This window comes from Duganella hordei, from assembly GCF_040369125.1.
GTDB lineage: Bacteria > Pseudomonadota > Gammaproteobacteria > Burkholderiales > Burkholderiaceae_D > Rugamonas > Rugamonas hordei.
This window is the reverse complement of sequence record NZ_BPWI01000029.1, coordinates 17,646-38,769: the sequence shown is the minus strand read 5'-3', so window position 1 is coordinate 38,769 and position 21,124 is coordinate 17,646. Positions and strand designations below refer to the sequence as shown.

The 21,124-nt window shown below is 58.9% G+C and carries 36 protein-coding genes; 35 read left to right on the top strand and 1 reads right to left on the bottom strand.

The window, feature by feature from the left end; all coding sequences use genetic code 11:
* From ABWW33_RS31675 to rplQ, 35 genes are all read left to right on the top strand, one after another.
* On the top strand, window positions 1–154 hold a 154-nt coding region (locus tag ABWW33_RS31675), incomplete at its 5' end, for an EF-Tu C-terminal domain-related protein (RefSeq protein ID WP_509944966.1).
* 126 nt (window positions 155–280) lie between these two features.
* Complete coding sequence (gene rpsJ, locus ABWW33_RS31670; protein WP_005663509.1) at window positions 281–598, top strand: 30S ribosomal protein S10; 318 nt, start codon at window positions 281–283, stop codon at window positions 596–598.
* A 172-nt stretch (window positions 599–770) separates the two neighbouring features.
* Window positions 771–1,166: an antitoxin PaaA2 family protein gene (locus tag ABWW33_RS31665; RefSeq protein WP_353405391.1), complete on the top strand. Its 396-nt coding sequence runs from the start codon at window positions 771–773 to the stop codon at window positions 1,164–1,166.
* 9 nt (window positions 1,167–1,175) lie between these two features.
* The gene (locus ABWW33_RS31660; protein WP_353405389.1) at window positions 1,176–1,472 is read left to right on the top strand and encodes a type II toxin-antitoxin system RelE/ParE family toxin; all 297 of its coding nucleotides are present in this window, start codon (window positions 1,176–1,178) and stop codon (window positions 1,470–1,472) included.
* Window positions 1,473–1,533: 61 nt separating this feature from the next.
* Entirely contained in the window at window positions 1,534–2,229 is a 696-nt protein-coding gene (gene creB / locus ABWW33_RS31655) for a two-component system response regulator CreB (RefSeq protein WP_353405387.1), read from the top strand.
* Window positions 2,226–3,659, top strand: coding sequence for a two-component system sensor histidine kinase CreC (creC, locus tag ABWW33_RS31650; protein ID WP_353405386.1), 1,434 nt, complete (start codon window positions 2,226–2,228; stop codon window positions 3,657–3,659). The genes creB and creC overlap by 4 nt, the downstream gene beginning before the upstream one ends.
* 72 nt (window positions 3,660–3,731) lie before the next feature.
* Window positions 3,732–5,081 (top strand): cell envelope integrity protein CreD, encoded by a 1,350-nt coding sequence (creD, locus tag ABWW33_RS31645; protein WP_353405384.1) that lies wholly within the window; start codon window positions 3,732–3,734, stop codon window positions 5,079–5,081.
* Between the two features lie 153 nt (window positions 5,082–5,234).
* A complete protein-coding gene (gene rplC / locus ABWW33_RS31640) occupies window positions 5,235–5,891 on the top strand; it encodes a 50S ribosomal protein L3 (RefSeq protein ID WP_008444287.1) in 657 nt (218 codons plus the stop codon).
* 3 nt (window positions 5,892–5,894) lie between these two features.
* A complete protein-coding gene (rplD, locus tag ABWW33_RS31635; RefSeq protein ID WP_026334873.1) occupies window positions 5,895–6,515 on the top strand; it encodes a 50S ribosomal protein L4 in 621 nt (206 codons plus the stop codon).
* A complete protein-coding gene (rplW, locus tag ABWW33_RS31630; RefSeq protein ID WP_008444291.1) occupies window positions 6,512–6,826 on the top strand; it encodes a 50S ribosomal protein L23 in 315 nt (104 codons plus the stop codon). The genes rplD and rplW overlap by 4 nt, the downstream gene beginning before the upstream one ends.
* Complete coding sequence (rplB, locus tag ABWW33_RS31625) at window positions 6,826–7,653, top strand: 50S ribosomal protein L2 (RefSeq protein WP_008444293.1); 828 nt, start codon at window positions 6,826–6,828, stop codon at window positions 7,651–7,653. The genes rplW and rplB overlap by 1 nt, the downstream gene beginning before the upstream one ends.
* Before the next feature lie 10 nt (window positions 7,654–7,663).
* Window positions 7,664–7,939 carry a 30S ribosomal protein S19 gene (gene rpsS, locus ABWW33_RS31620; protein WP_008444295.1) on the top strand — a complete coding sequence of 92 codons (276 nt, stop codon included), beginning with the start codon at window positions 7,664–7,666 and terminating at the stop codon, window positions 7,937–7,939.
* Window positions 7,936–8,268, top strand: coding sequence for a 50S ribosomal protein L22 (rplV, locus tag ABWW33_RS31615; protein WP_176362469.1), 333 nt, complete (start codon window positions 7,936–7,938; stop codon window positions 8,266–8,268). Before rpsS ends, rplV begins: the two co-directional genes overlap by 4 nt.
* A 10-nt stretch (window positions 8,269–8,278) precedes the next feature.
* Window positions 8,279–9,091 carry a 30S ribosomal protein S3 gene (rpsC, locus tag ABWW33_RS31610; protein ID WP_176655250.1) on the top strand — a complete coding sequence of 271 codons (813 nt, stop codon included), beginning with the start codon at window positions 8,279–8,281 and terminating at the stop codon, window positions 9,089–9,091.
* Between the two features lie 2 nt (window positions 9,092–9,093).
* Entirely contained in the window at window positions 9,094–9,513 is a 420-nt protein-coding gene (gene rplP, locus ABWW33_RS31605) for a 50S ribosomal protein L16 (protein ID WP_176655251.1), read from the top strand.
* A gap of 12 nt (window positions 9,514–9,525) precedes the next feature.
* On the top strand, window positions 9,526–9,717 hold the full coding sequence (gene rpmC, locus ABWW33_RS31600; RefSeq protein ID WP_019923486.1) for a 50S ribosomal protein L29: 192 nt from the start codon (window positions 9,526–9,528) through the stop codon (window positions 9,715–9,717).
* Complete coding sequence (rpsQ, locus tag ABWW33_RS31595) at window positions 9,714–9,986, top strand: 30S ribosomal protein S17 (protein ID WP_166097829.1); 273 nt, start codon at window positions 9,714–9,716, stop codon at window positions 9,984–9,986. The genes rpmC and rpsQ overlap by 4 nt, the downstream gene beginning before the upstream one ends.
* A gap of 260 nt (window positions 9,987–10,246) precedes the next feature.
* Complete coding sequence (gene rplN, locus ABWW33_RS31590) at window positions 10,247–10,615, top strand: 50S ribosomal protein L14 (RefSeq protein ID WP_008444317.1); 369 nt, start codon at window positions 10,247–10,249, stop codon at window positions 10,613–10,615.
* 9 nt (window positions 10,616–10,624) lie between these two features.
* On the top strand, window positions 10,625–10,939 hold the full coding sequence (gene rplX / locus ABWW33_RS31585; RefSeq protein ID WP_176655252.1) for a 50S ribosomal protein L24: 315 nt from the start codon (window positions 10,625–10,627) through the stop codon (window positions 10,937–10,939).
* 6 nt (window positions 10,940–10,945) lie between these two features.
* The gene (rplE, locus tag ABWW33_RS31580) at window positions 10,946–11,485 is read left to right on the top strand and encodes a 50S ribosomal protein L5 (RefSeq protein ID WP_008444321.1); all 540 of its coding nucleotides are present in this window, start codon (window positions 10,946–10,948) and stop codon (window positions 11,483–11,485) included.
* A 7-nt stretch (window positions 11,486–11,492) separates the two neighbouring features.
* Window positions 11,493–11,798, top strand: a complete 306-nt coding sequence (rpsN, locus tag ABWW33_RS31575) for a 30S ribosomal protein S14 (protein WP_008444324.1) — start codon at window positions 11,493–11,495, stop codon at window positions 11,796–11,798.
* A 14-nt stretch (window positions 11,799–11,812) separates the two neighbouring features.
* Window positions 11,813–12,208: a 30S ribosomal protein S8 gene (gene rpsH, locus ABWW33_RS31570; protein WP_008444325.1), complete on the top strand. Its 396-nt coding sequence runs from the start codon at window positions 11,813–11,815 to the stop codon at window positions 12,206–12,208.
* 10 nt (window positions 12,209–12,218) lie between these two features.
* Complete coding sequence (rplF, locus tag ABWW33_RS31565) at window positions 12,219–12,752, top strand: 50S ribosomal protein L6 (RefSeq protein ID WP_176655253.1); 534 nt, start codon at window positions 12,219–12,221, stop codon at window positions 12,750–12,752.
* Window positions 12,753–12,765: 13 nt separating this feature from the next.
* Window positions 12,766–13,128: a 50S ribosomal protein L18 gene (gene rplR, locus ABWW33_RS31560; RefSeq protein ID WP_090325886.1), complete on the top strand. Its 363-nt coding sequence runs from the start codon at window positions 12,766–12,768 to the stop codon at window positions 13,126–13,128.
* Between the two features lie 9 nt (window positions 13,129–13,137).
* Complete coding sequence (gene rpsE / locus ABWW33_RS31555; protein WP_008444331.1) at window positions 13,138–13,656, top strand: 30S ribosomal protein S5; 519 nt, start codon at window positions 13,138–13,140, stop codon at window positions 13,654–13,656.
* Between the two features lie 10 nt (window positions 13,657–13,666).
* The gene (gene rpmD, locus ABWW33_RS31550; protein WP_090325890.1) at window positions 13,667–13,849 is read left to right on the top strand and encodes a 50S ribosomal protein L30; all 183 of its coding nucleotides are present in this window, start codon (window positions 13,667–13,669) and stop codon (window positions 13,847–13,849) included.
* A 27-nt stretch (window positions 13,850–13,876) separates the two neighbouring features.
* Complete coding sequence (rplO, locus tag ABWW33_RS31545) at window positions 13,877–14,308, top strand: 50S ribosomal protein L15 (RefSeq protein ID WP_166097815.1); 432 nt, start codon at window positions 13,877–13,879, stop codon at window positions 14,306–14,308.
* 32 nt (window positions 14,309–14,340) lie between these two features.
* Entirely contained in the window at window positions 14,341–15,675 is a 1,335-nt protein-coding gene (gene secY, locus ABWW33_RS31540; RefSeq protein ID WP_117014456.1) for a preprotein translocase subunit SecY, read from the top strand.
* Window positions 15,676–15,693: 18 nt separating this feature from the next.
* The gene (gene infA, locus ABWW33_RS31535; protein ID WP_005663428.1) at window positions 15,694–15,912 is read left to right on the top strand and encodes a translation initiation factor IF-1; all 219 of its coding nucleotides are present in this window, start codon (window positions 15,694–15,696) and stop codon (window positions 15,910–15,912) included.
* 33 nt (window positions 15,913–15,945) lie between these two features.
* Window positions 15,946–16,059, top strand: coding sequence for a 50S ribosomal protein L36 (gene rpmJ / locus ABWW33_RS31530; protein ID WP_005663407.1), 114 nt, complete (start codon window positions 15,946–15,948; stop codon window positions 16,057–16,059).
* Between the two features lie 27 nt (window positions 16,060–16,086).
* Window positions 16,087–16,452 (top strand): 30S ribosomal protein S13, encoded by a 366-nt coding sequence (gene rpsM, locus ABWW33_RS31525; protein WP_008444337.1) that lies wholly within the window; start codon window positions 16,087–16,089, stop codon window positions 16,450–16,452.
* A 14-nt stretch (window positions 16,453–16,466) separates the two neighbouring features.
* On the top strand, window positions 16,467–16,871 hold the full coding sequence (rpsK, locus tag ABWW33_RS31520) for a 30S ribosomal protein S11 (protein WP_008444339.1): 405 nt from the start codon (window positions 16,467–16,469) through the stop codon (window positions 16,869–16,871).
* Window positions 16,872–17,085: 214 nt separating this feature from the next.
* On the top strand, window positions 17,086–17,709 hold the full coding sequence (gene rpsD / locus ABWW33_RS31515; RefSeq protein WP_176655254.1) for a 30S ribosomal protein S4: 624 nt from the start codon (window positions 17,086–17,088) through the stop codon (window positions 17,707–17,709).
* Between the two features lie 110 nt (window positions 17,710–17,819).
* A complete protein-coding gene (locus ABWW33_RS31510) occupies window positions 17,820–18,797 on the top strand; it encodes a DNA-directed RNA polymerase subunit alpha (RefSeq protein ID WP_008444343.1) in 978 nt (325 codons plus the stop codon).
* 183 nt (window positions 18,798–18,980) lie between these two features.
* Window positions 18,981–19,379 (top strand): 50S ribosomal protein L17, encoded by a 399-nt coding sequence (rplQ, locus tag ABWW33_RS31505; protein WP_176655255.1) that lies wholly within the window; start codon window positions 18,981–18,983, stop codon window positions 19,377–19,379.
* Window positions 19,380–19,432: 53 nt separating this feature from the next.
* On the opposite strand, the gene ABWW33_RS31500 is transcribed toward rplQ, so the two are convergent.
* Window positions 19,433–21,103 (bottom strand): M20/M25/M40 family metallo-hydrolase, encoded by a 1,671-nt coding sequence (locus ABWW33_RS31500; protein WP_353405380.1) that lies wholly within the window; start codon window positions 21,101–21,103, stop codon window positions 19,433–19,435.
* Between the last annotated feature and the right edge of the window lie 21 nt (window positions 21,104–21,124).

The following is a 21,124-nucleotide window of genomic DNA, read 5'->3' as shown; positions in this document are numbered from 1 at the left end:
GCCAGCGGACAAAGAAATGGTTATGCCAGGCGATAACGTGTCGATCACCGTCAAGCTGATCAACCCGATCGCGATGGAAGAAGGTCTGCGCTTCGCAATCCGCGAAGGCGGTCGTACCGTTGGCGCAGGCGTTGTAGCTAAAATCATCGCTTAATTTTTAAGCCTGGTTGGAACAAGGCCGGCATGGTGTGATACCATGTCGGCCTTTCCTGTAATACCTCGTTCTTTTAAACATTGCTGGCGCTACAAAGTTGCCAGTTCGCTCTTTTAAGGAATCATCATGTCCGCACCAAACCAGAAAATCCGTATCCGTCTGAAAGCTTTCGACTACAAGCTGATCGACCAGTCCGCACTGGAAATCGTTGACACCGCTAAGCGCACCGGCGCCGTTGTCAAGGGCCCAGTCCCACTGCCAACCCGCATCCAGCGTTTCGACGTTCTGCGTTCGCCACACGTCAACAAGACCTCGCGCGACCAGTTCGAGATCCGTACCCACCAGCGCCTGATGGACATCGTCGACCCAACCGACAAGACCGTTGACGCACTGATGAAGCTGGACCTGCCAGCTGGCGTTGACGTCGAAATCAAACTGCAATAATTGATTCAAGCCGGCGCGCGGAGTTTTCCGCATCGCCAGCTGATGATGGGGCCGGGCCTGTTCGCGCAAGCGAACACGCCCGGCCCCATTGTTTTTGGCGCAGATCTATTGCGATGGCGAGATGCCGTGCTAGAGTGAAATCGATGCCCAAGAAAATTGTGAAGGAATTGCTATGCGGACGAATACTTTGGATCAAGTGGGGCTACGCGCCCTGCTTGCCTCGGATGAAGAATTCAACGTGTCGGCAGTCGGTGCCAACGGCTGCTGGCACGTCTGTATTTATACCGATTCCGGTGTGCGGGCATTCAGCGCGGCACACACGGAGAAGCTTCTGGAATTCAAGACGCTATCAGAAGTCGAACTATGTTTGCGTGAACTTGGCATCTATCAGTTTGAGGTGGACGGCAGTTCGTTTGACAGTGGCGGGAACCCGCATTTATCTGTGCCTGACCAAGAATATGAAGCATGGTTTAAAGCTGAAGTTCAAGAGGCGCTGGATGATCCGAGCCCTGCCATTCCCCACGAGGAGGCAATGCGCCTGATACGTGCCGAGCTTAAATTAAGCTGAGAGGCCACAGTGCATGCCGTGAACTGGAAAGCGAGAGCGCTTGCTGATTTGGCGGCAATTCTCCGCAAGATTTCCAGTGGTAGTAGTCTCGGCGCAGAAAGGTTGATGCGCCAGGTAGAGGCCAGGACAGCTCTGCTTTTATTTCATCCTCAACTGGGGCGGGAAGGGCGGCAACCGGGTACCCGTGAACTTGTCATCCATCGCCACTATGTGATGGTCTATCGAATAGACGGCGACCGAATCTCTATTCTGCGAATCTTGCATACGGCTAGGCAGTGGCCACCGAAGATAGGCTTCCGTCGCTGATGGCTGGACTTCCCTTTGCATGAGCGGTAGAGTTGGCGCATGATGACAACGCTGGAACCTTATGAGTAAGACCATCCTGATCGTCGAGGATGAGCAGGCGATTGCCGACAGCATCGCCTATGCCCTGCGCACCGACGGCTTCACGCCGCTGCATGTGACGCTGGGCGAGCAGGCGCTGGCGGCCATGCGCGCCGAGCCGGCGCCGCTGCTGGTGGTGCTCGATGTCGGCCTGCCCGACATGAGCGGGCTCGAAGTGTGCCGCCGCCTGCGCCAGTTCTCCGATGCGCCCATCATGTTCCTGACCGCCCGCAGCGACGAAATCGACCGCATCGTCGGCCTGGAGATCGGCGCCGACGATTATGTGACCAAGCCGTTCTCGCCGCGCGAGCTGGTGGCGCGCATCCGCGTGATCCTGCGCCGCATGACGCCACCGGCGCCGCGCTCCGCGACCGCTGCGGCGCCATCCGCCGCGGCCGGTTTCGAGCTGCGGCCGCAGGAAGCGCGCATCCTGTACTGCGGCCAGCCGCTGGATCTGACCCGCTACGAATACCTGCTGCTGAAGACCCTGCTCGAGCATCCATCGCACGTGCTGTCGCGCGCGCAGCTGATGGACCGCGTCTGGACCGACGCGCCGGACACGCTGGAGCGCACCGTCGACGCCCACGTCAAATCGCTGCGCGCCAAGCTGCGCCTGATCGACGCCGACACCGATCCCATCCTCACCCATCGCGGCATGGGCTACAGTCTGGCCGCATGAGGATCGGCCTGCGCATCCTGCTGGGCTATTTCCTCATCGTCGGGCTGGCCGCGTGGTTCCTGCTGAATGTGTTCGTGGCCGAGGTCAAGCCCGGCGTGCGTTCGACCCTGGAAGATACGCTGGTCGACACCGCCGAACTGCTGGCCGGGGTGGTGGCCGAGGACATGAAGTCCGGCGCCCTGCGGGCCAGCCCCAAGCTGGCCGGCATGCACGACTACGGCCGCCGCCGCGTGAGCGTGGTGATCAATGGCGTGACCAAGCGCAAGCTGGACTACCGCGTCTACATCGCCGATGCGCGCGGCATCGTGGTCTACGATTCCGAAGGCGCGGCGACCGGCAAGGATTACTCGCGCTGGAACGATGTCTACCTGACGCTGCAGGGCAAGTATGGCGCGCGCAGCACCCGCACCGTCGAAGGCGACGACCGCAGCACCGTGATGCACGTGGCCGCGCCGATCATGGACGGCGAGCGCATCATCGGCGTGCTGACGGTGGCCAAGCCCCTGTCCAGCGTGCAGGCCTTCGTCGACCGCAGCCAGCGCAAGATCCTGCAGCGCGGCACGGTGCTGCTGGTGCTGTCGCTGCTGATCGGCCTGGGGTTTGCATGGTGGCTGGCGCGCGCGCTGCGGCAGCTGATGCATTACGTGTCCGAGGCCGAGGCCGGCCACAAGGTGGCGCCGCCGGCGCTGGGCAACAACGAGATCGGCACGCTGGGGCGCGCGCTGCACGCGATGCGCACCCGGCTCGAGGGCAAGGAATACGCCGAGCAGCTGATGCACACGCTGGCGCATGAACTGAAAAGCCCGATCGCCGCCATCCAGGGTTCGGCCGAGCTGCTGGCGGAAGGCGTGCCGGCGGAAGAGGCGCGCCGCTTTCTCGACAACATACTGAGCCAGAATGCGCGCCAGAAGCAGCTGATCGACAAGCTGCTGGCCCTGGTGCGCGTCGAGCAGCAGCAGGGGCTGGACGGAGCCGGGCCGGTGGGGCTGGCGGCGTTGTTGGGCCAGGTAGCCGCCGACGCGGACAGCCGGTTGCGGCAGCGCGGCCTGCGCCTGCTGCTCAACGCGCCGGCCCAGCTGACGGTGCGCGGCGATGCGCTGCTGCTGCGTCAGGCCGTCGGCAACCTGCTGGACAATGCGATCGACTTCGCGCCGCAAGACGGCGCAGTGCGCATCGAGCTGGCGCGCGATGCGGCGGAGGCGGTGATCGCCATCGTCGACGGCGGCCCGGGCATCCCGGACTATGCGGTGGAACGCGTGTTCGAGCGCTTCTACTCGCTGCCCCGGCCGGCCGGCGCCAAGAGCACCGGACTCGGCCTGCCGTTCGTGCGCGAGGTGGCGGCCCTGCACGGCGGTTCCGTCACCGTCGCGAACGCGGAGCAGGGCGGCTGCCGCGCCGAGCTGCGCCTGCCGCTGCCGTTGACGCTCTGACTTCACACAGAACGCATCAACAACGCATATGGCGTTTCTACACTGGTAGCACTTTCAACCAGAGGAATCGCCATGCAAAAAAAACTACTACTCAAATGCCTGATCATCTTCGGGCTGATGCTGTTGATCGGCTTGCCGCTGATGATGGTCGAAGGCACGATCAACGAACGCCTGCGCTTTCATGAGCAGGCGGTGCAAAGCATTGCCGAGGATTCGGTACGCGAGCAGCGCGTGATCGGGCCGGTGCTGGTGCTGCCGTACACGGAGGAAATCAAGGATCGCGATACCACCCGCATGGTGGTCCGCCGCAAGCTGGTGTTCCCGAACGAACTGAAGATCGCCAGCAAGATCAACACGGAGCGGCGCTATCGCGGCATCCACCAGGTGCTGATGTACAGCGGCGGCCACAGCTTCGCCGGCGACTTCAGCCTGCCAGCACTCGGCGACTTCCCGCGCGAGAGTCCATCCTCCCAATTGACCATGGGGCGGCCGTATATCGCGCTGTCGGTGTCGGACGTGCGCGGCATCCGCGACATTCCGGCCGTGATCGTGGCCGGCCGCAATTACAAGTTCGAGCAGGGCGCGCGCCTGCCCGGCTACCCCGGCGGCATGCACGTGCAGCTGGACCTGGCCGAGCTGAAGGCGGCCGGCGCGACGATACCGTTCGGCTTCTCGCTGCGCCTGGCCGGCACCGAGCGGCAGCACTTCGTTCCGGTCGGCATCAACAACATCGTCACGGTGGAATCGAACTGGGCGCATCCCCAGTTCGGCGGCAACTTCCTGCCGGAGACGCGCAATATCGGCGAGGCCGGCTTCAAGGCGGGCTGGCGGGTGTCGGCCATGGCCAGCGGCGCCCAGCAGCAGCTGACGGCGCAGGAAGTGGCGGGCGCGCTGCCAGCCGGTGCCGCCGACGCGCACACCAAGCTGGACAGCTTTAACATCGGCTTCATCGAGCCGGTCAACATCTACTCGCAGGCCGATCGCGCCACCAAATACGGCCTGCTGTTCGTGGCACTGACCTTTGCCGCCTTCTTCGTGTTCGAGATCCTCAAGCGCCTGCCGATCCACCCGATCCAGTACACGCTGGTGGGGCTGGCGTTGATCATGTTCTTTCTATTGCTGGTCAGCCTGTCCGAGCATATCGACTTTCTGGTGTCGTACCTGATCGCCGCCGGCGCCTGCATCGCGCTGATCACCTACTACCTGGCGGCTGTGCTGCGCAGCCGCGTGCGCGCCGGCGGCTTTGGCGCCGGGCTGGTGCTGCTGTATTCGGCGCTGTACGGCCTGCTGATCTCGGAAAACAATGCGCTGGTGCTGGGCAGCCTGCTGCTGTTCACGGCGCTGGGCGCGGTGATGGTGGCCACCCGCCGCTTCGACTGGTATGGAATTGGCAACGATGCCGAGCAGGAATCGTTGCCGTGAAAACCCGACATACCTCGTATTAAGTTGTTGCGTCAAGTGTCTTTTCACGCTACACTAGCCGGCTTCGGTATGGATACGCCTTTTTATTGATCCGTACTAATTTTAGTAGTTCAACATATCCCCGCCCAATCGTAGGTGGGAATTGGAGAAAAAATGAGCCTTGGCCTTCTCGGTCGCAAGGTTGGTATGATGCGCATCTTCACCGATGACGGGGATTCGATCCCAGTCACCGTGTTGGACGTATCGAACAACCGTGTTGCGCAAATCAAAACTCCTGAAACTGACGGTTATTCCGCTGTTCAGGTCGCATTCGGTCAACGTCGCGCTTCCCGCGTAACGAAGGCTGTTGCTGGTCACCACGCTAAAGCTGGTGTTGAAGCCGGTACTCTGTTGAAAGAGTTCCGCGTCGACGCTACCAAAGCTGCCGAACTGAAAGCTGGCGATGTCGTTGCCGCTTCCCTGTTCGAAGTCGGTCAAAAGATCGACGTTCAAGGTGTCACGATCGGTAAAGGCTATGCCGGTACCATCAAGCGTCACCACTTTGCTTCGGGCCGTGCCACCCACGGTAACTCCCGTTCGCACAATGTTCCAGGTTCCATCGGTATGGCGCAAGATCCAGGCCGCGTGTTCCCAGGTAAGCGCATGACCGGTCACCTCGGTGACGTCACCCGCACTGTGCAGAACCTCGAAATCGCCCGTATCGATGCCGACCGTCAGCTGCTGCTGGTCAAAGGCGCGATCCCAGGCGCGAAAAACGGCCAGGTCGTTGTATCGCCTGCTGTCAAAGTTAAAGCAAAGAAGGGAGCTTAAACGATGGAACTCAAGCTCTTGAACGCTCAAGGTCAAGCCGCCTCTAACGTAGCTGCCGCCGACACCATTTTCGGCCGTGACTACAACGAAGCCCTGATCCACCAAGTCGTCGTTGCTTACCAAGCCAATGCTCGCAGCGGCAACCGTAAACAAAAAGACCGTGAAGAAGTCCACCACACGACCAAGAAGCCATGGCGCCAAAAAGGTACCGGCCGCGCTCGTGCTGGTATGTCGTCGTCGCCACTGTGGCGCGGCGGTGGTCGCATCTTCCCGAACTCGCCTGACGAGAACTTCACCCACAAAGTGAACAAGAAGATGTATCGCGCAGGTATCTGCTCGATCCTGTCCCAGCTGGCCCGCGAAGATCGCCTGACGATCATCGAAGACCTGACGATCGAAGCGCCAAAGACCAAGCTGCTGTCGCAAAAGCTGACCGGCATGGGCTTTGACTCGGTTCTGATCATCACCGACGTCGCCAACGAAAACCTGGAACTGGCATCGCGTAACCTGCCTAACGTACTGGTTGTTGAACCACGTCACGCAGATCCAATGTCCCTGGTGTTCTACAAGAAGATCCTGGTCACCAAAGCTGCACTGGCTAAGATTGAGGAGATGCTGGCATGAGCGCATTGAAATTTAGCGAAGAGCGCCTGATGAAGGTGCTGCTGGCTCCGGTCATTTCCGAAAAGGCCACCATGGTCGCGGAAAAGAACGAACAGATCGTGTTCCGTGTAACCACCGACGCGACCAAGCCAGAAATCAAAGCCGCTGTTGAACTGCTGTTCAAAGTGGAAGTGGAATCGGTGCAGACCGTCAACCGCGAAGGTAAGCAGAAGCGTTCCGGTGCCCACACCGGCCGCCGCAACCATACCAAGCGTGCTTTCGTGTGCCTGAAACCTGGCCAGGAAATCAATTTCTCCGAGGAGGCTAAATAATGGCACTCGTTAAGATGAAGCCAACCTCCCCAGGCCGTCGCGGCATGGTGAAAGTTGTGAACCCGGACCTGTACAAAGGTCGTCCGTTCGCAGCCCTGGTTGAGAAAAAATCGAAAACTGCTGGTCGTAACAACAACGGCCACATCACCACCCGCCACATCGGCGGTGGTCATAAGCAGCACTATCGCCTGATCGACTTCAAGCGTCAGAAGGATGGCATTCCTGCGAAAGTGGAACGTATCGAATACGATCCTAACCGCACCGCGAATATCGCCCTGCTGTGCTACGCCGACGGCGAGCGTCAATACATCATCGCCACCAAAGGCATGAGCGTTGGCGACACCGTGATGAACGGTTCGGAAGCGCCGATCAAGTCGGGCAACTGCCTGCCGATCCGCAACATCCCAGTCGGTACCGTCATGCACTGCGTCGAAATGCTGCCAGGTAAGGGTGCCCAGATGGCCCGTACCGCCGGCGCCGGCGTGGTCCTGATGGCCCGCGAAGGTACCTACGCTCAAGTGCGCCTGCGCTCGGGTGAAGTGCGTCGCGTGCACATCGAGTGCCGTGCAACCGTGGGTGAAGTCGGCAATGCCGAGCACAGCCTGCGTAAGATCGGTAAGGCCGGTGCCATGCGCTGGCGCGGTGTTCGTCCTACCGTTCGCGGTGTGGTCATGAACCCGGTCGATCACCCGCACGGTGGTGGTGAAGGTAAAACTGCAGCTGGTCGTCATCCAGTGTCGCCTTGGGGCCAACAGACGAAGGGTAAGAAGACCCGCAGCAACAAGCGCACTTCTTCCATGATCGTCTCGCGCCGCGGCAAGAAATAAGGGGTAGCACATGACTCGTTCATTGAAAAAAGGGCCGTTCTGTGACGCCCACCTGGTGAAAAAAGTCGAAGCCGCACAAGCAGCCAAAGACAAAAAGCCAATCAAAACCTGGTCCCGTCGTTCGACCATCATGCCTGACTTCATCGGCCTGACGATCGCCGTCCACAATGGCAAGCTGCACGTGCCGGTGTACGTCTCCGAGAACATGGTTGGTCACAAGCTCGGTGAATTCGCGCTGACCCGCACGTTCAAGGGCCATGCCGCTGACAAGAAGGCGAAGAAATAATGGAAACCAAAGCTATCCTCAAGGGTGTGCGCTTGTCGGATCAAAAAGGCCGCCTCGTGGCCGACCAGATCCGCGGCAAGAAAGTTGACGCTGCACTCAACATTCTGCAATTCAGCCCAAAAAAGGGCGCGACCATCATCAAGAAAGTGCTGGAGTCGGCTATCGCCAACGCCGAGCACAATGACGGCGCGGACATCGACGAACTGTTCGTGAAAACGATCTACGTCGAAAAGGGCCCGATCCTGAAGCGCTTCACTGCACGCGCTAAAGGCCGGGGCGATCGTATCTCGAAACAATCGTGTCACATTTACGTGACCGTCGGCAACTAAGGAGCTAAAAATGGGTCAAAAAATTCACCCAACCGGCTTCCGCCTGTCGGTTACCCGTAACTGGGCGTCGCGTTGGTACGCGGGCAACAGCAACTTTGCCTCGATGCTCAACGAAGACTTGAAAGCACGCGCTTACCTGAAGACCAAGCTGAAGAACGCTTCGGTCGGCCGCATCGTCATCGAGCGTCCTGCCAAGAACGCGCGCTTCACGATCTACAGCTCGCGTCCGGGCGTGGTCATTGGTAAAAAAGGCGAAGACATCGAAGTACTGAAGTCGGCGCTGACCAAGATCATGGGCGTGCCTGTCCACGTGAACATCGAAGAAATCCGCAAGCCGGAAATCGACTCGCAGCTGATCGCCGATTCGATCGCCCAGCAGCTGGAAAAGCGCATCATGTTCCGCCGCGCGATGAAGCGTGCGATGCAAAACGCCATGCGTCTGGGTGCCCTGGGCATCAAGATCATGTCGTCGGGTCGTCTGAACGGTATCGAAATCGCTCGTAAAGAGTGGTATCGCGAAGGCCGTGTGCCACTGCACACCCTGCGCGCCGATATCGACTACGGCACCAGCGAAGCTTCGACCACCTACGGCATCATCGGCGTCAAGGTCTGGGTATACAAGGGTGACCGCGCGCCTAACGGCGACGCACCAGTCATCGATACCCCGCCAGACGAGAAGAAGCCACGTGGCCCACGTCGTGACGACGGCAAACCAGCTGGCCGTCCGCGCCCAGCCGGTGCCGGCGCCGGTGCGAAACCAGCCGCTCCAGGTGCAGCCCGTGTGCGCAGCGCCGCCAAGCCGGCCGAGAAAGCAGGAGAATAATCATGCTGCAACCAGCACGCAGAAAGTATCGTAAAGAGCAGAAAGGCCGTAACACCGGCATTTCGCACACCGCCGGCACTTCGGTGTCGTTCGGCGAGTTCGGTCTGAAAGCCGTTGCCCGTGGTCGTATCACGGCACGCCAGATCGAGGCAGCACGTCGCGCCATGACCCGTCACATCAAACGTGGCGGCCGTATCTGGATTCGCGTGTTCCCGGACAAACCGATCTCGAACAAGCCTGCCGAAGTCCGTATGGGTAACGGTAAAGGTAATCCGGAGTACTACGTCGCTGAAATCCGTCCAGGCAAAGTCCTGTACGAAATGGATGGCGTCGCAGAAGAACTGGCGCGCGAAGCATTCCGCCTGGCCGCTGCCAAACTGCCACTGGCGACCACGTTCGTGATCCGCCAAGTCGGCCAATAACAGGAGTGAAATATGAAAGCATCTGAACTCCGCGGCAAAGACCAGGTAGCTCTGCAAAAAGAGCTGAATGACCTGTTGAAGGCACAATTCGGCCTGCGTATGCAAATCGCTACGCAACAGCTGAGCAATACTTCGCAGCTCAAGAAGGTACGTCGCGATATCGCACGTGTAAAAACGGTAATGAACACCAAGGAAGCCAAATGACCGAAACAGTGAACAAGCCGCTCAAGCGCACGCTGATCGGTAAGGTGGTGTCCGACAAGATGGACAAGACCGTTACCGTTCTGATCGAACGTCACGTGAAACATCCTTTGTACGGCAAGATCATCGTGCGCTCGAACAAGTACCACGCGCACGACGAGACCAACCAGGTGAAAGCCGGTGACACGGTGGAAATCGTGGAAGGTCGTCCGATCTCCAAAACGAAGGCATGGACCGTGACCCGTGTGGTGCAAGCCGCACAAATCGTTTAATTGAAGTGCACGCCCCCGCTGGCAACAGCGGGGGCGCTTCAATTAGTTCTTGCAAGCCCGCGAGTTGTATGTAATACTTGCGGGCTTCGTTCATGTAACGCCGCAAAGTGTCTGGCCACAGACGCAGAACCGTGCGGTCAGTGCAGTACGAAGGTCAAGCACCCAAACAGTGGGCCCAGCAGGGCACTCTGGCGGGACCAAGACTGACCGCGGGTCCGCATTGTGTGGATTCTTCGGCTTAAGTTGGGAAAGAGAATACTATGATTCAAACTGAAAGCCGGCTCGAAGTGGCTGACAATACCGGTGCCAAAGAAGTCATGTGCATCAAGGTATTGGGCGGCTCCAAGCGCCGTTATGCTGGCATCGGCGACGTGATCAAGGTAACCGTTAAGGTTGCTGCGCCACGCGGTCGTGTCAAAAAAGGTGAAATTTATAACGCCGTGGTAGTGCGCACCGCTAAAGGTGTTCGCCGCCAAGACGGTTCCCTGGTGAAGTTCGACGGCAACGCTGCCGTTCTGCTGAACGCCAAGCTGGAACCGATCGGTACCCGTATTTTTGGACCAGTGACGCGCGAGCTGCGCACTGAAAAGTTCATGAAGATCGTGTCCCTGGCACCGGAAGTCCTGTAAGGAGTCGTAATGGATAAGATTCGTAAAAACGACGAAGTCATCGTTCTGACCGGGAAAGACAAGGGCAAGCGTGGCGTCGTTCAGCAGCGTATCGATGCTGAGCATGTCGTGGTTGAAGGCATCAACGTCGCCAAAAAAGCGACCAAGCCTAACCCAATGACTGGCGTACAAGGTGGTATCGTCGATAAGACTATGCCGATTCACGTGTCCAACGTTGCATTGTTCAATGCAGCGACTGGCAAGGCAGACCGTGTCGGTTTCAAAGAAGTGGATGGCAAAAAAGTCCGCGTCTTCAAATCGTCCGGCGAAGTAGTGAAGGCTTAAGAAATCATGGCACGTCTCCAAGAATTCTATAAAGAAAAAGTCGTCGCCGACCTGACCGCGAAATTCGGTTACAAGTCGGTGATGGAAGTTCCACGTCTGACCAAGATCACCCTGAACATGGGTGTTGGTGAGGCCATCGCGGACAAGAAAGTCCTCGAGCACGCTGTCGGCGACCTGACCAAGATCGCCGGCCAGAAGCCGGTGACGACCAAGTCGCGCAAAGCTATCGCGGGTTTCAAGATCCGTGAAGGCTACCCGATCGGTACCATGGTCACCCTGCGCGGCGCTCGCATGTACGAGTTCCTCGATCGCTTCATCACCGTGGCCCTGCCGCGCGTGCGCGATTTCCGTGGTGTCAATGGCCGCTCGTTCGATGGCCGTGGTAACTACAACATCGGCGTGAAAGAGCAGATCATCTTCCCGGAAATCGAGTACGACAAGATCGATGCGCTGCGTGGTATGAACATTTCGATCACCACCACCGCCAAGACCGACGACGAAGCGAAAGCTCTGCTCGCCGCCTTTAAATTCCCGTTCAGGAACTAAGAAGATCATGGCAAAACTCGCACTGATTAACCGTGAGCAGAAACGCGTCGACCTGGCAAACAAGTTTGCCGCCAAGCGCGCCTCGCTGAAGGCCATCATTGATGACCAGTCGAAGTCGGAAGAAGAACGTTACGAAGCGCGCCTGAAGCTGCAAGCGCTGCCACGTAACTCGGCACCGACTCGCCAGCGTAACCGCTGCGCCGTCACCGGTCGTCCACGCGGCACTTTCCGTAAATTCGGTCTGGGCCGTATCAAGCTCCGTGAATTCGCCATGCGTGGTGAGATCCCGGGTATGACTAAAGCAAGCTGGTAATAGGAGAATATGCAATGAGTATGAGCGATCCTATCGCCGATATGCTGACCCGCATTCGTAACGCCCAAGGCGTGCAAAAGACGACCGTGGCCATGCCATCGTCGAAAGTTAAAATTGCGATTGCCAACGTCCTCAAGGACGAGGGTTACATTGAAGATTTCGCCGTAGCCGAAGCTGGTGGCAAGGCGGAACTGAAAATCGGTTTGAAGTATTATGTTGGCCGTCCCGTCATTGAGCGCCTTGAGCGCGTGTCCCGTCCGGGCCTGCGCGTCTACAAGGGCAAAGACGAGATCCCTACTGTGATGAATGGCTTGGGTGTGGCGATCGTGTCGACTCCGCAAGGCGTCATGACTGACCGCAAAGCACGCGCTACCGGTGTCGGCGGCGAAGTTATTTGCTACGTCGCATAAGGAGTTAGACATGTCTCGTGTAGCTAAAATGCCAATCGCTGTGCCAGCTGGCGCTGATGTCGCCATCTCCGCGCAAGCGATCACCGTCAAGGGCCCGCTGGGCGTCTTGACCCAGGCCCTGAACGGCCAGGTAAAGGTGGAAAACAACGCAGGAACCCTGAGCTTCGTCGCCGCTAATGACAGCCGCGAAGCCAATGCCATGTCCGGTACGCTGCGCGCACTGGTCAACAACATGGTGGTTGGCGTGACCAAGGGTTTCGAGAAAAAGCTGAACCTGGTCGGTGTGGGTTACAAGGCGCAAGCGCAAGGCGACAAGCTGAATCTGTCGCTGGGCTTCTCGCACCCTGTCGTGCACGCCATGCCAACCGGCGTCACCTGCGCTACCGCAACGCCGACGGAGATCATCATCAAAGGGATCGACCGTCAGCAAGTGGGCCAAGTGGCTGCTGAAGTTCGCGCTTACCGCTCCCCTGAGCCTTACAAGGGCAAGGGCGTCCGTTATGCGGACGAAGTGGTTAAGATTAAAGAAACCAAGAAGAAGTAACTAGGGGCTGACGATGGACAAGAAAGAATCACGTCTGCGCCGCGGACGCCAAACCCGGATCAAGATCGCGCAACAGAAAGTGAACCGCCTGTCGGTACACCGCACTAACCTGCATATCTACGCGAACCTGATCTCGCCGGATGCCAAAGTACTGGTATCGGCCTCCACGGCAGAAGTCGAAGTGCGCAACGAACTGGCTGGCAAATCGGGCAAGGGCGGCAACGCTGCTGCTGCCGCGATCGTCGGCAAGCGCGTCGCAGAGAAAGCACTGAAAGCAGGGATTACCGAAGTCGCGTTCGACCGCTCCGGTTTCCGTTACCACGGCCGTGTGAAGGCGCTGGCAGAAGCCGCGCGCGAAGCCGGTCTGAAGTTCTAAGGAACGATCATGGCAAAAATGCAAGCAAAAATGGCAAGCGACAAGCCGGATGACGGCATGCGCGAAAAAATGATCGCGATCAACCGCGTGACCAAAGTGGTCAAGGGTGGTCGTATCATGGGTTTCGCCGCGCTGACCGTGGTTGGTGACGGCGATGGCCGCATCGGCATGGGCAAGGGCAAGTCGAAGGAAGTACCGGTTGGTGTGCAGAAGGCAATGGAAGAAGCCCGTCGCAACCTGATCAAGGTCTCCCTGAAGAACGGCACCCTGCAGCACACCGTTACCGGCCGTCACGGCGCATCGAAAGTGATGATGTCGCCTGCGAAACCAGGTACCGGCGTCATCGCCGGCGGCGCAATGCGCGCAATCTTCGAAGTAATGGGCGTGACCGACGTCGTGGCGAAATCCACCGGCTCGAGCAACCCTTACAACCTGGTGCGCGCCACGCTGGATGGTCTGGCAAAAATGAGTACTCCTGCTGAAATTGCTGCGAAACGCGGCAAGTCGGTAGAAGAGATCCTGGGCTAAGGTGAACGACATGACAACTAAAACCGTCAAAGTACAATTGGTCAAGGGCTTGATCGGCACGCGTGAAGATCACCGTGCCACCGTCCGCGGTCTGGGCCTGCGTCGCGTCAACTCGGTCTCCGAGCTGCAAGACACCCCATCCGTGCGCGGCATGATCAACAAAGTCTCGTACCTCGTTAAAGTAGTTGCGTAAGCCCCCGGGCTTACACACGGAGAAATCATGGAACTGAATACCATACAACCAGCCGATGGCGCTAAGCACTACAAGCGTCGCGTCGGCCGCGGTATCGGCTCCGGTCTGGGTAAAACCTCGGGCCGTGGTCACAAGGGTCAAAAATCGCGTTCGGGCGGCTTCCACAAAGTCGGTTTCGAAGGCGGTCAGATGCCTCTGCAACGCCGTCTGCCTAAGCGCGGTTTCAAGTCGCTCAACGCCACCTTCAAAGCTGAAGTGCGCCTGTCCGACCTGAACAAGCTGGCTGTCGGCGATGTCGACATCCTGGTGCTGAAGCAAGCTGGCGTACTGAGCGTGCTGGCACGCGACGTGCGCGTCATTCTGTCCGGCGAGATCACCAAAGCGGTGAACCTCAAAGGCCTGAAAGTGACCGCTGGCGCGAAAGCCGCCATCGAAGCAGCCGGCGGCTCGGTAGCCTGAGTTGACCGCTAACAGCTTGATCGGAGCGAAAATTGGCGACTAACCCACAATTAGCTAAAAGTGCAGCAGCTGGTTTCCCCTGGGGCCGGCTCTGGTTCTTGCTTGGCGCATTGGTGGTTTATCGTATCGGCGCTCACATCCCGGTTCCCGGGATCGATCCGGTACAATTGGCCGCGCTGTTCAAGTCGCAAGAGGGTGGCATCCTGGGCATGTTGAACATGTTCAGCGGTGGCGCTCTCGCGCGCTTCACAGTCTTTGCGCTGGGTATCACGCCTTACATCTCGGCCTCGATCATCATGCAGCTGGTGTCGATCGTCTCGCCGCAGATGGAAGCGCTCAAAAAAGAAGGCGAAGCAGGCCGTCGCAAGATCACCCAGTACACCCGGTATTTCACGGTGGTGCTGGCGTCGTTCCAGGCGTTCGGCATTGCAGTCGCACTGGAGTCGCAAGCTGGCCTGGTGCTGGATCCAGGCTTTGCATTCCGTTTCGTGACGGTCGTGACGCTGTTGACCGGAACCATGTTCGTGATGTGGTTGGGCGAGCAGATTACCGAGCGCGGTCTCGGTAACGGCATCTCGATCATCATCTTCGCGGGTATCGCCGCCGGCCTGCCGGGCGCGCTGGGAGGCCTGGCCTCGTCGGTGAGCAACGGTTCGATCGGTGCCTTGTCCGCGATCATCATCATGATCCTGGTTGTGGCGGTGACGTTCTTCGTGGTGTTTGTCGAACGTGGCCAACGCAAGATTCTGGTGAACTATGCGAAACGCCAGGTGGGTAACAAGATTTACGGTGGACAAACGTCGCACCTGCCATTGAAATTGAACATGGCCGGCGTGATCCCACCGATCTTCGCTTCGTCGATTATCTTGTTCCCGGCAACGATCGTGGGCTGGTTTACGACGGGCGCCGACACGGCCAACCCGGCGGTCCGGTTCCTGAAAGATTTGGCAGCATCGATGGGGCCAGGCGAGCCCATCCACGCACTGTTGTACGCCATTGCGATCGTGTTTTTCTGTTTCTTCTATACAGCGCTGGTCTTCAACAGCAAGGAAACAGCGGATAACTTGAAGAAGAGCGGGGCCTTTGTGCCAGGGATACGTCCCGGTGAGCAGACTGCCCGTTACATCGACAAGATCCTGACACGTTTGACACTGGCTGGCGCCATCTACATCACTTTGGTGTGTTTGTTGCCGGAATTCATGCAAGCCGAGTGGAAGGTACCGTTTTATTTTGGCGGCACCTCTCTGTTGATTATTGTAGTTGTGACCATGGACTTCATGGCGCAGGTACAAAACTACGTGATGTCGCAGCAATATGAATCGCTGCTGCGCAAAGCAAATTTCAAGGGCGGAATTCCGACGCGATAAGCGCGGTAAACATACCGAATGGCAAAAGACGACGTCATACAGATGCAGGGCGAGATTCTTGAGAATCTCCCGAATGCAACATTTCGAGTAAAGCTGGAAAACGGACACGTGGTGCTCGGGCATATTTCGGGTAAAATGCGGATGAACTATATCCGCATTCTTCCTGGCGACAAGGTGACGGTAGAGCTGACACCTTACGATCTGAGCCGCGCACGCATCGTGTTCCGGACCAAGTAACTATAGATAATCGAACCAAGAAGAGAGAGCAAAATGAAAGTTAACGCCTCAGTCAAGCGGATCTGCCGCAACTGCAAGATCATCAAGCGCAAGGGCGTTGTTCGCGTAATCTGCGTCGAACCACGTCACAAGCAGCGTCAAGGTTAATAACCGTTATTTATCGAGGAATAACGAATGGCACGTATTGCAGGGGTTAATATCCCCAATCATCAGCACACCGTTATCGGCCTGACGGCCATCTACGGTGTAGGCCGTCCACGCGCAAAGTTCATCTGCGCCGCAACGGGTATCGCGACCAATAAAAAGGTCAAGGATCTGGACGACAGCGAACTGGAAAAGCTGCGCGATGAAGTAGCTAAATTCATCGTCGAAGGCGATCTGCGCCGCGAACTGTCCATGAACATCAAGCGTTTGATGGATCTGGGTTGCTACCGCGGCATGCGTCACCGTAAGGGCCTGCCGGTCCGCGGTCAGCGCACCCGCACCAATGCACGTACCCGCAAGGGCCCGCGCAAAGCCGCTCAATCGCTCAAGAAATAATCTAGGGAAATCACATGGCTAAGCAACAAAGCAGCGCAGCAGCAGCGCGCGTACGCAAGAAGGTCAAGAAGAACGTTGCCGAAGGTATCGCGCACGTTCACGCTTCCTTCAACAACACCATCATTACCATCACCGACCGTCAGGGCAATGCGCTGTCGTGGGCAACCTCCGGTGGTGCTGGCTTCAAGGGTTCGCGTAAATCGACCCCGTTCGCAGCGCAGGTTGCGGCTGAAGCAGCTGGTAAAGTCGCGGTTGAGTGCGGCGTGAAGAACCTGGAAGTGCGCATCAAGGGCCCTGGTCCTGGTCGTGAATCCGCAGTGCGCGCACTGAACAACCTGGGCATCAAGATCACCGAGATCCAGGACGTTACCCCAGTGCCGCACAACGGCTGCCGTCCTCCAAAACGTCGTCGTATCTAATAGTCCGGTCGGCGGCGAAGTTCGCTTCGCCTCCTTCCCGCTGTTAAAAAAATCGCTGGAGCAGATGACCGGAAACGGTTATACTGCCCGGCTATTGTCGTCTGTCTGGCTGATATGCCGGCAGACTTTAGCCACGTCCGGCCCGTGAGGTCAGGACTAGCGCCTAACTGTGCTGGCACAGCTGGGGCGTCATCATTTAAAAAAAGGAAGCATCGTGGCACGTTATATCGGACCTAAAGCAAAACTCTCCCGTCGTGAAGGTACTGACCTGTTCCTGAAGAGCGCACGTCGCTCGCTGGACAGCAAGTGCAAACTGGACGTCAAACCAGGCCAGCACGGCGTCAAGTCGGGTGCCCGCACCTCGGACTACGGCAACCAGCTGCGCGAAAAGCAAAAAGTCAAGCGTATGTACGGCGTGCTGGAACGTCAGTTCCGTCGCTACTTCGCAGAAGCCGACCGCCGCAAGGGCAACACCGGCGAAACCCTGCTGAAGCTGCTGGAAACCCGCCTGGACAACGTCGCATACCGCATGGGCTTCGGCTCGACCCGCGCTGAAGCGCGTCAGCTGGTATCGCACAAAGCCTTCACCGTGAACGGCCAGGTTGTGAACATCGCTTCGTACGTGGTCAAAGTCGGCGACGTCATCGCTGTCCGCGAAAAGTCGAAAAAGCAAGTGCGTATCGTTGAAGCGCTGTCGCTGGCTGAACAAGTCGGCATGCCAGCTTGGGTGTCGGTCGACTCCAAGAAAATGGAAGGCACCTTCAAGTCCCTGCCAGAGCGCAACGAGATCGCCAACGACGTCAACGAATCGCTGATCGTCGAACTGTACTCGCGTTAATCTGTAGTCTAGCAGCACCAAAACCCGCCCACTCGCTCGAGTGGGCGTTTTCACTAATGCCATCAGCCTTATCGGCCTAACGCGCCGAGGGTATTGAAAAGGACATTTACATGCAAAACAGTCTGTTGAAGCCACGTATTATCGATGTAGAGGCGCTGGGCGCCGGCCACGCTAAAGTAGTGATGGAGCCGTTCGAACGCGGCTATGGCCATACATTGGGTAATGCGCTGCGTCGCGTGCTGCTGTCGTCGATGGTGGGCTACGCGCCGACCGAAGTGACGATCGCGGGCGTTGTACACGAATACTCGTCGCTCGACGGCGTGCAGGAAGACGTCGTTGACCTGCTGCTGAACCTGAAGGGCGTGGTCTTCAAAGTCCACAACCGTGACTCCGTCACCCTGACCCTGAAAAAGGAAGGCGAAGGCGCCATCCTGGCTTCGGACATCGATCTGCCACACGACGTGGAACTGATCAATCCGGACCACGTGATCGCTCACCTGACCGCCGGCGGCAAACTGGACATGCAGATCAAAGTCGAAAAAGGCCGTGGCTATGTGCCGGGTAACGTACGCCGCCTGTCCGAAGACACCAACAAGACCATCGGCCGCATCATTCTGGATGCATCGTTCTCGCCGGTGCGCCGCGTTTCCTACTTCGTCGAGTCCGCTCGCGTGGAACAGCGTACCGACTTGGACAAGCTGATCATCAACATCGAAACCAACGGCGTGATTTCGCCGGAAGAAGCGATCCGTCAATCGGCCCGCGTGCTGGTCGATCAACTGAACGTGTTCGCCGCCCTGGAAGGCACCGAAGCCGCTGCCGAAGCCCCATCGCGCGCACCGCTGGTCGATCCTATCCTGCTGCGTCCGGTGGACGACCTGGAGCTGACCGTCCGTTCGGCCAACTGCCTGAAAGCGGAAAACATCTACTACATCGGCGACCTGATCCAGCGTTCGGAAAACGAACTGCTGAAGACGCCGAACCTGGGCCGCAAGTCCCTGAACGAAATCAAGGAAGTGCTGGCTTCCCGCGGCCTGACCCTGGGCATGAAGCTGGAAAACTGGCCGCCTGCAGGCCTGGAAAAATAACAAATTGGGTGACAGTGCCGGACATCGCGCAGCGATGTTCGGTCCTGTTACCAACTGATTTGCATTTTGTAGTACCCGCCCGGCGCATGTTGTGCCGGGCGTATATCCCTAGAACCGGTCCGCGCTCCCCGTCAAACGTGAGCGATCGAAGAACTCGGATTTAAACACCTGAAAGGAAGTACCATGCGTCACCGTCACGGCCTCCGTAAACTGAATCGTACCTCGTCCCACCGTCTGGCTATGCTGCGCAACATGACCGTTTCCCTGCTGCGTCATGAAGCCATCAAAACCACGCTGCCAAAAGCTAAAGAGCTGCGCCGCGTAGTTGAGCCTATCCTGACCATGGGCAAGACCGACACCCTGGCTAACAAGCGTCTGGCATTCTCCCGCCTGCGCGATCGTGAAATGGTTCTGAAGCTGTTCGCAGAACTGGGCCCACGCTACGCAAACCGCAACGGCGGCTACCTGCGCATCCTGAAAATGGGTTTCCGTGTTGGCGACAACGCTCCAATGGCTTACGTTGAGCTGATGGACCGTCCAGAAGTCACCGACATCGACAGCGCCCCAACCGCGGAAGAGTAATCTTCGCAGTTGCAGCAACGTTAGAAGAAAGCCAGGCTCAGCCTGGCTTTTTTTTATTTGAGGCGCTGGTCGCCGGCCGCCTTGAACTCCGAGCCGGCGCTCCATTCCGGCGTGGTGCCCTGCGCGATGTCGAGCCCGACCTGGAACAGCAGCTGGATGTCCTGCACCGCGCCGCTGAAGTCCCAGTTGTTGCGGACGTTGTCGGTCACCTGGTGGTAGTCGTGCGCGACATAGCTGTCGACCACCTCGTGCGCATAGCTGTCCGGCTTGTCCAGGTAGCGGCTGCGGGCCTTGGTGTACAGCACCGGCACGCCCACGCGCGCGAACTCCAGCTGGTCGGCGCGGTAGAAACTGCCCAGCTCCGGCCGGCTATCCTTCTCCATCAGCCGGCCCTGCGTCTTCGCATATTTCTCCAGCAGGCCGTCGATGCTTGAATGGCCCGACGTCACGTTCTCGATCTGCGCCGTCTTGCCCCAGGCGTTGATGCCGTCGATATTGATGTTGGCCACCGTCTGCTTCAGCGGATACAGCGGATGGCTGGCGTAGTATTTCGCGCCCAGCAGGCCGCGCTCCTCGGCCGTGGTCGCCACGAACAGGATGGAGCGCTTGGGCGCCTTCGGCAGCGCCTTGTAGGCCTTGGCGATCTCCAGCAGCGCGGCGATGCCGGAGGCGTTGTCCAGCGCGCCGTGATAGATCTGCTTGCTGCGCTCGCCCGGCAGCCGCTCGTCCATGCCCAGGTGGTCCCAGTGGGCGCTGTAGATCACGTATTCATGCTTCAGCTTGGGATCGCTGCCGGGTATCATCGCCACCACGTTGTTCGAGTTGACGGTGCGCGCGGTGTTGTCCACCTTGAAGTCCGCCGTGGCCTTCAGGCCGACGGGACGGAAGTCCCGGGTCAGCGCCTGGGCTTTCAGCGTGTCGAAGTCGTAGCCGGCGGCTGCCATCAGCTCCCTGGCCTTGGCCAGCTGGATCCAGCCCGGCACCGTCGGCGCGTCCGGATCGGCGCCGTCGCGCAGCAGGCTGAACTGCTCGGCGTTGCCGCCGCTGCGCACCACGTCCCACGGATAGGCGGCCGGCTTGGTCTCGTGGATGATGATGGCGGCCGCCGCGCCCAGCCTGGCGGCGATCTCGTACTTGTAGGTCCAGCGTCCATAGTAGGTCATGGCGTTGCCCTTGAACATGGACGGATCCAGTTTCGATGGATCCTTCGGGTCGGGAACGGCCGGGTCGTTAATCAGCATCAGGATGGTCTTGCCGCGCACGTCGACGCCCTTGTAGTCATCCCAGCCATATTCCGGCGCCTGCACGCCGTAGCCGACAAACACGATCTCGGAATTGGCGACGTTGACGCTGGTCGGCTGGCTGGTCGAATGGGCAACATAGTCTTCCGGGAAATTCAACGCCACCGTCTTGCCGCCGACCTGGTAGCTGAAGGTTGGCGTCGGCGTCAGGCCGCGCATCGGCACGGCCTGTATCCAGCTGCCGTTGGGGTTGCCCGGCTTCAGGCCCAGCTTCTTGAATTGCTGCTCGATGTAGGCGACCGTCTTCGCTTCGCCCGGGGAGCCCGGCGCGCGGCCCTCGAAGTCGTCCGACGCCAGCGTCGTGATGTGGCCGAGGATCTCCGGCGCCGAGATCGCGCTCAGGGCCTTGACGGGGGCTTGCGCGCTGGCCGACGCCAGGGCCAGCGCCAGGACGGAAAACAGCAGGGGGCGGGTGTTGGTCATCTGTTGCTCCTGAGCGGGAAA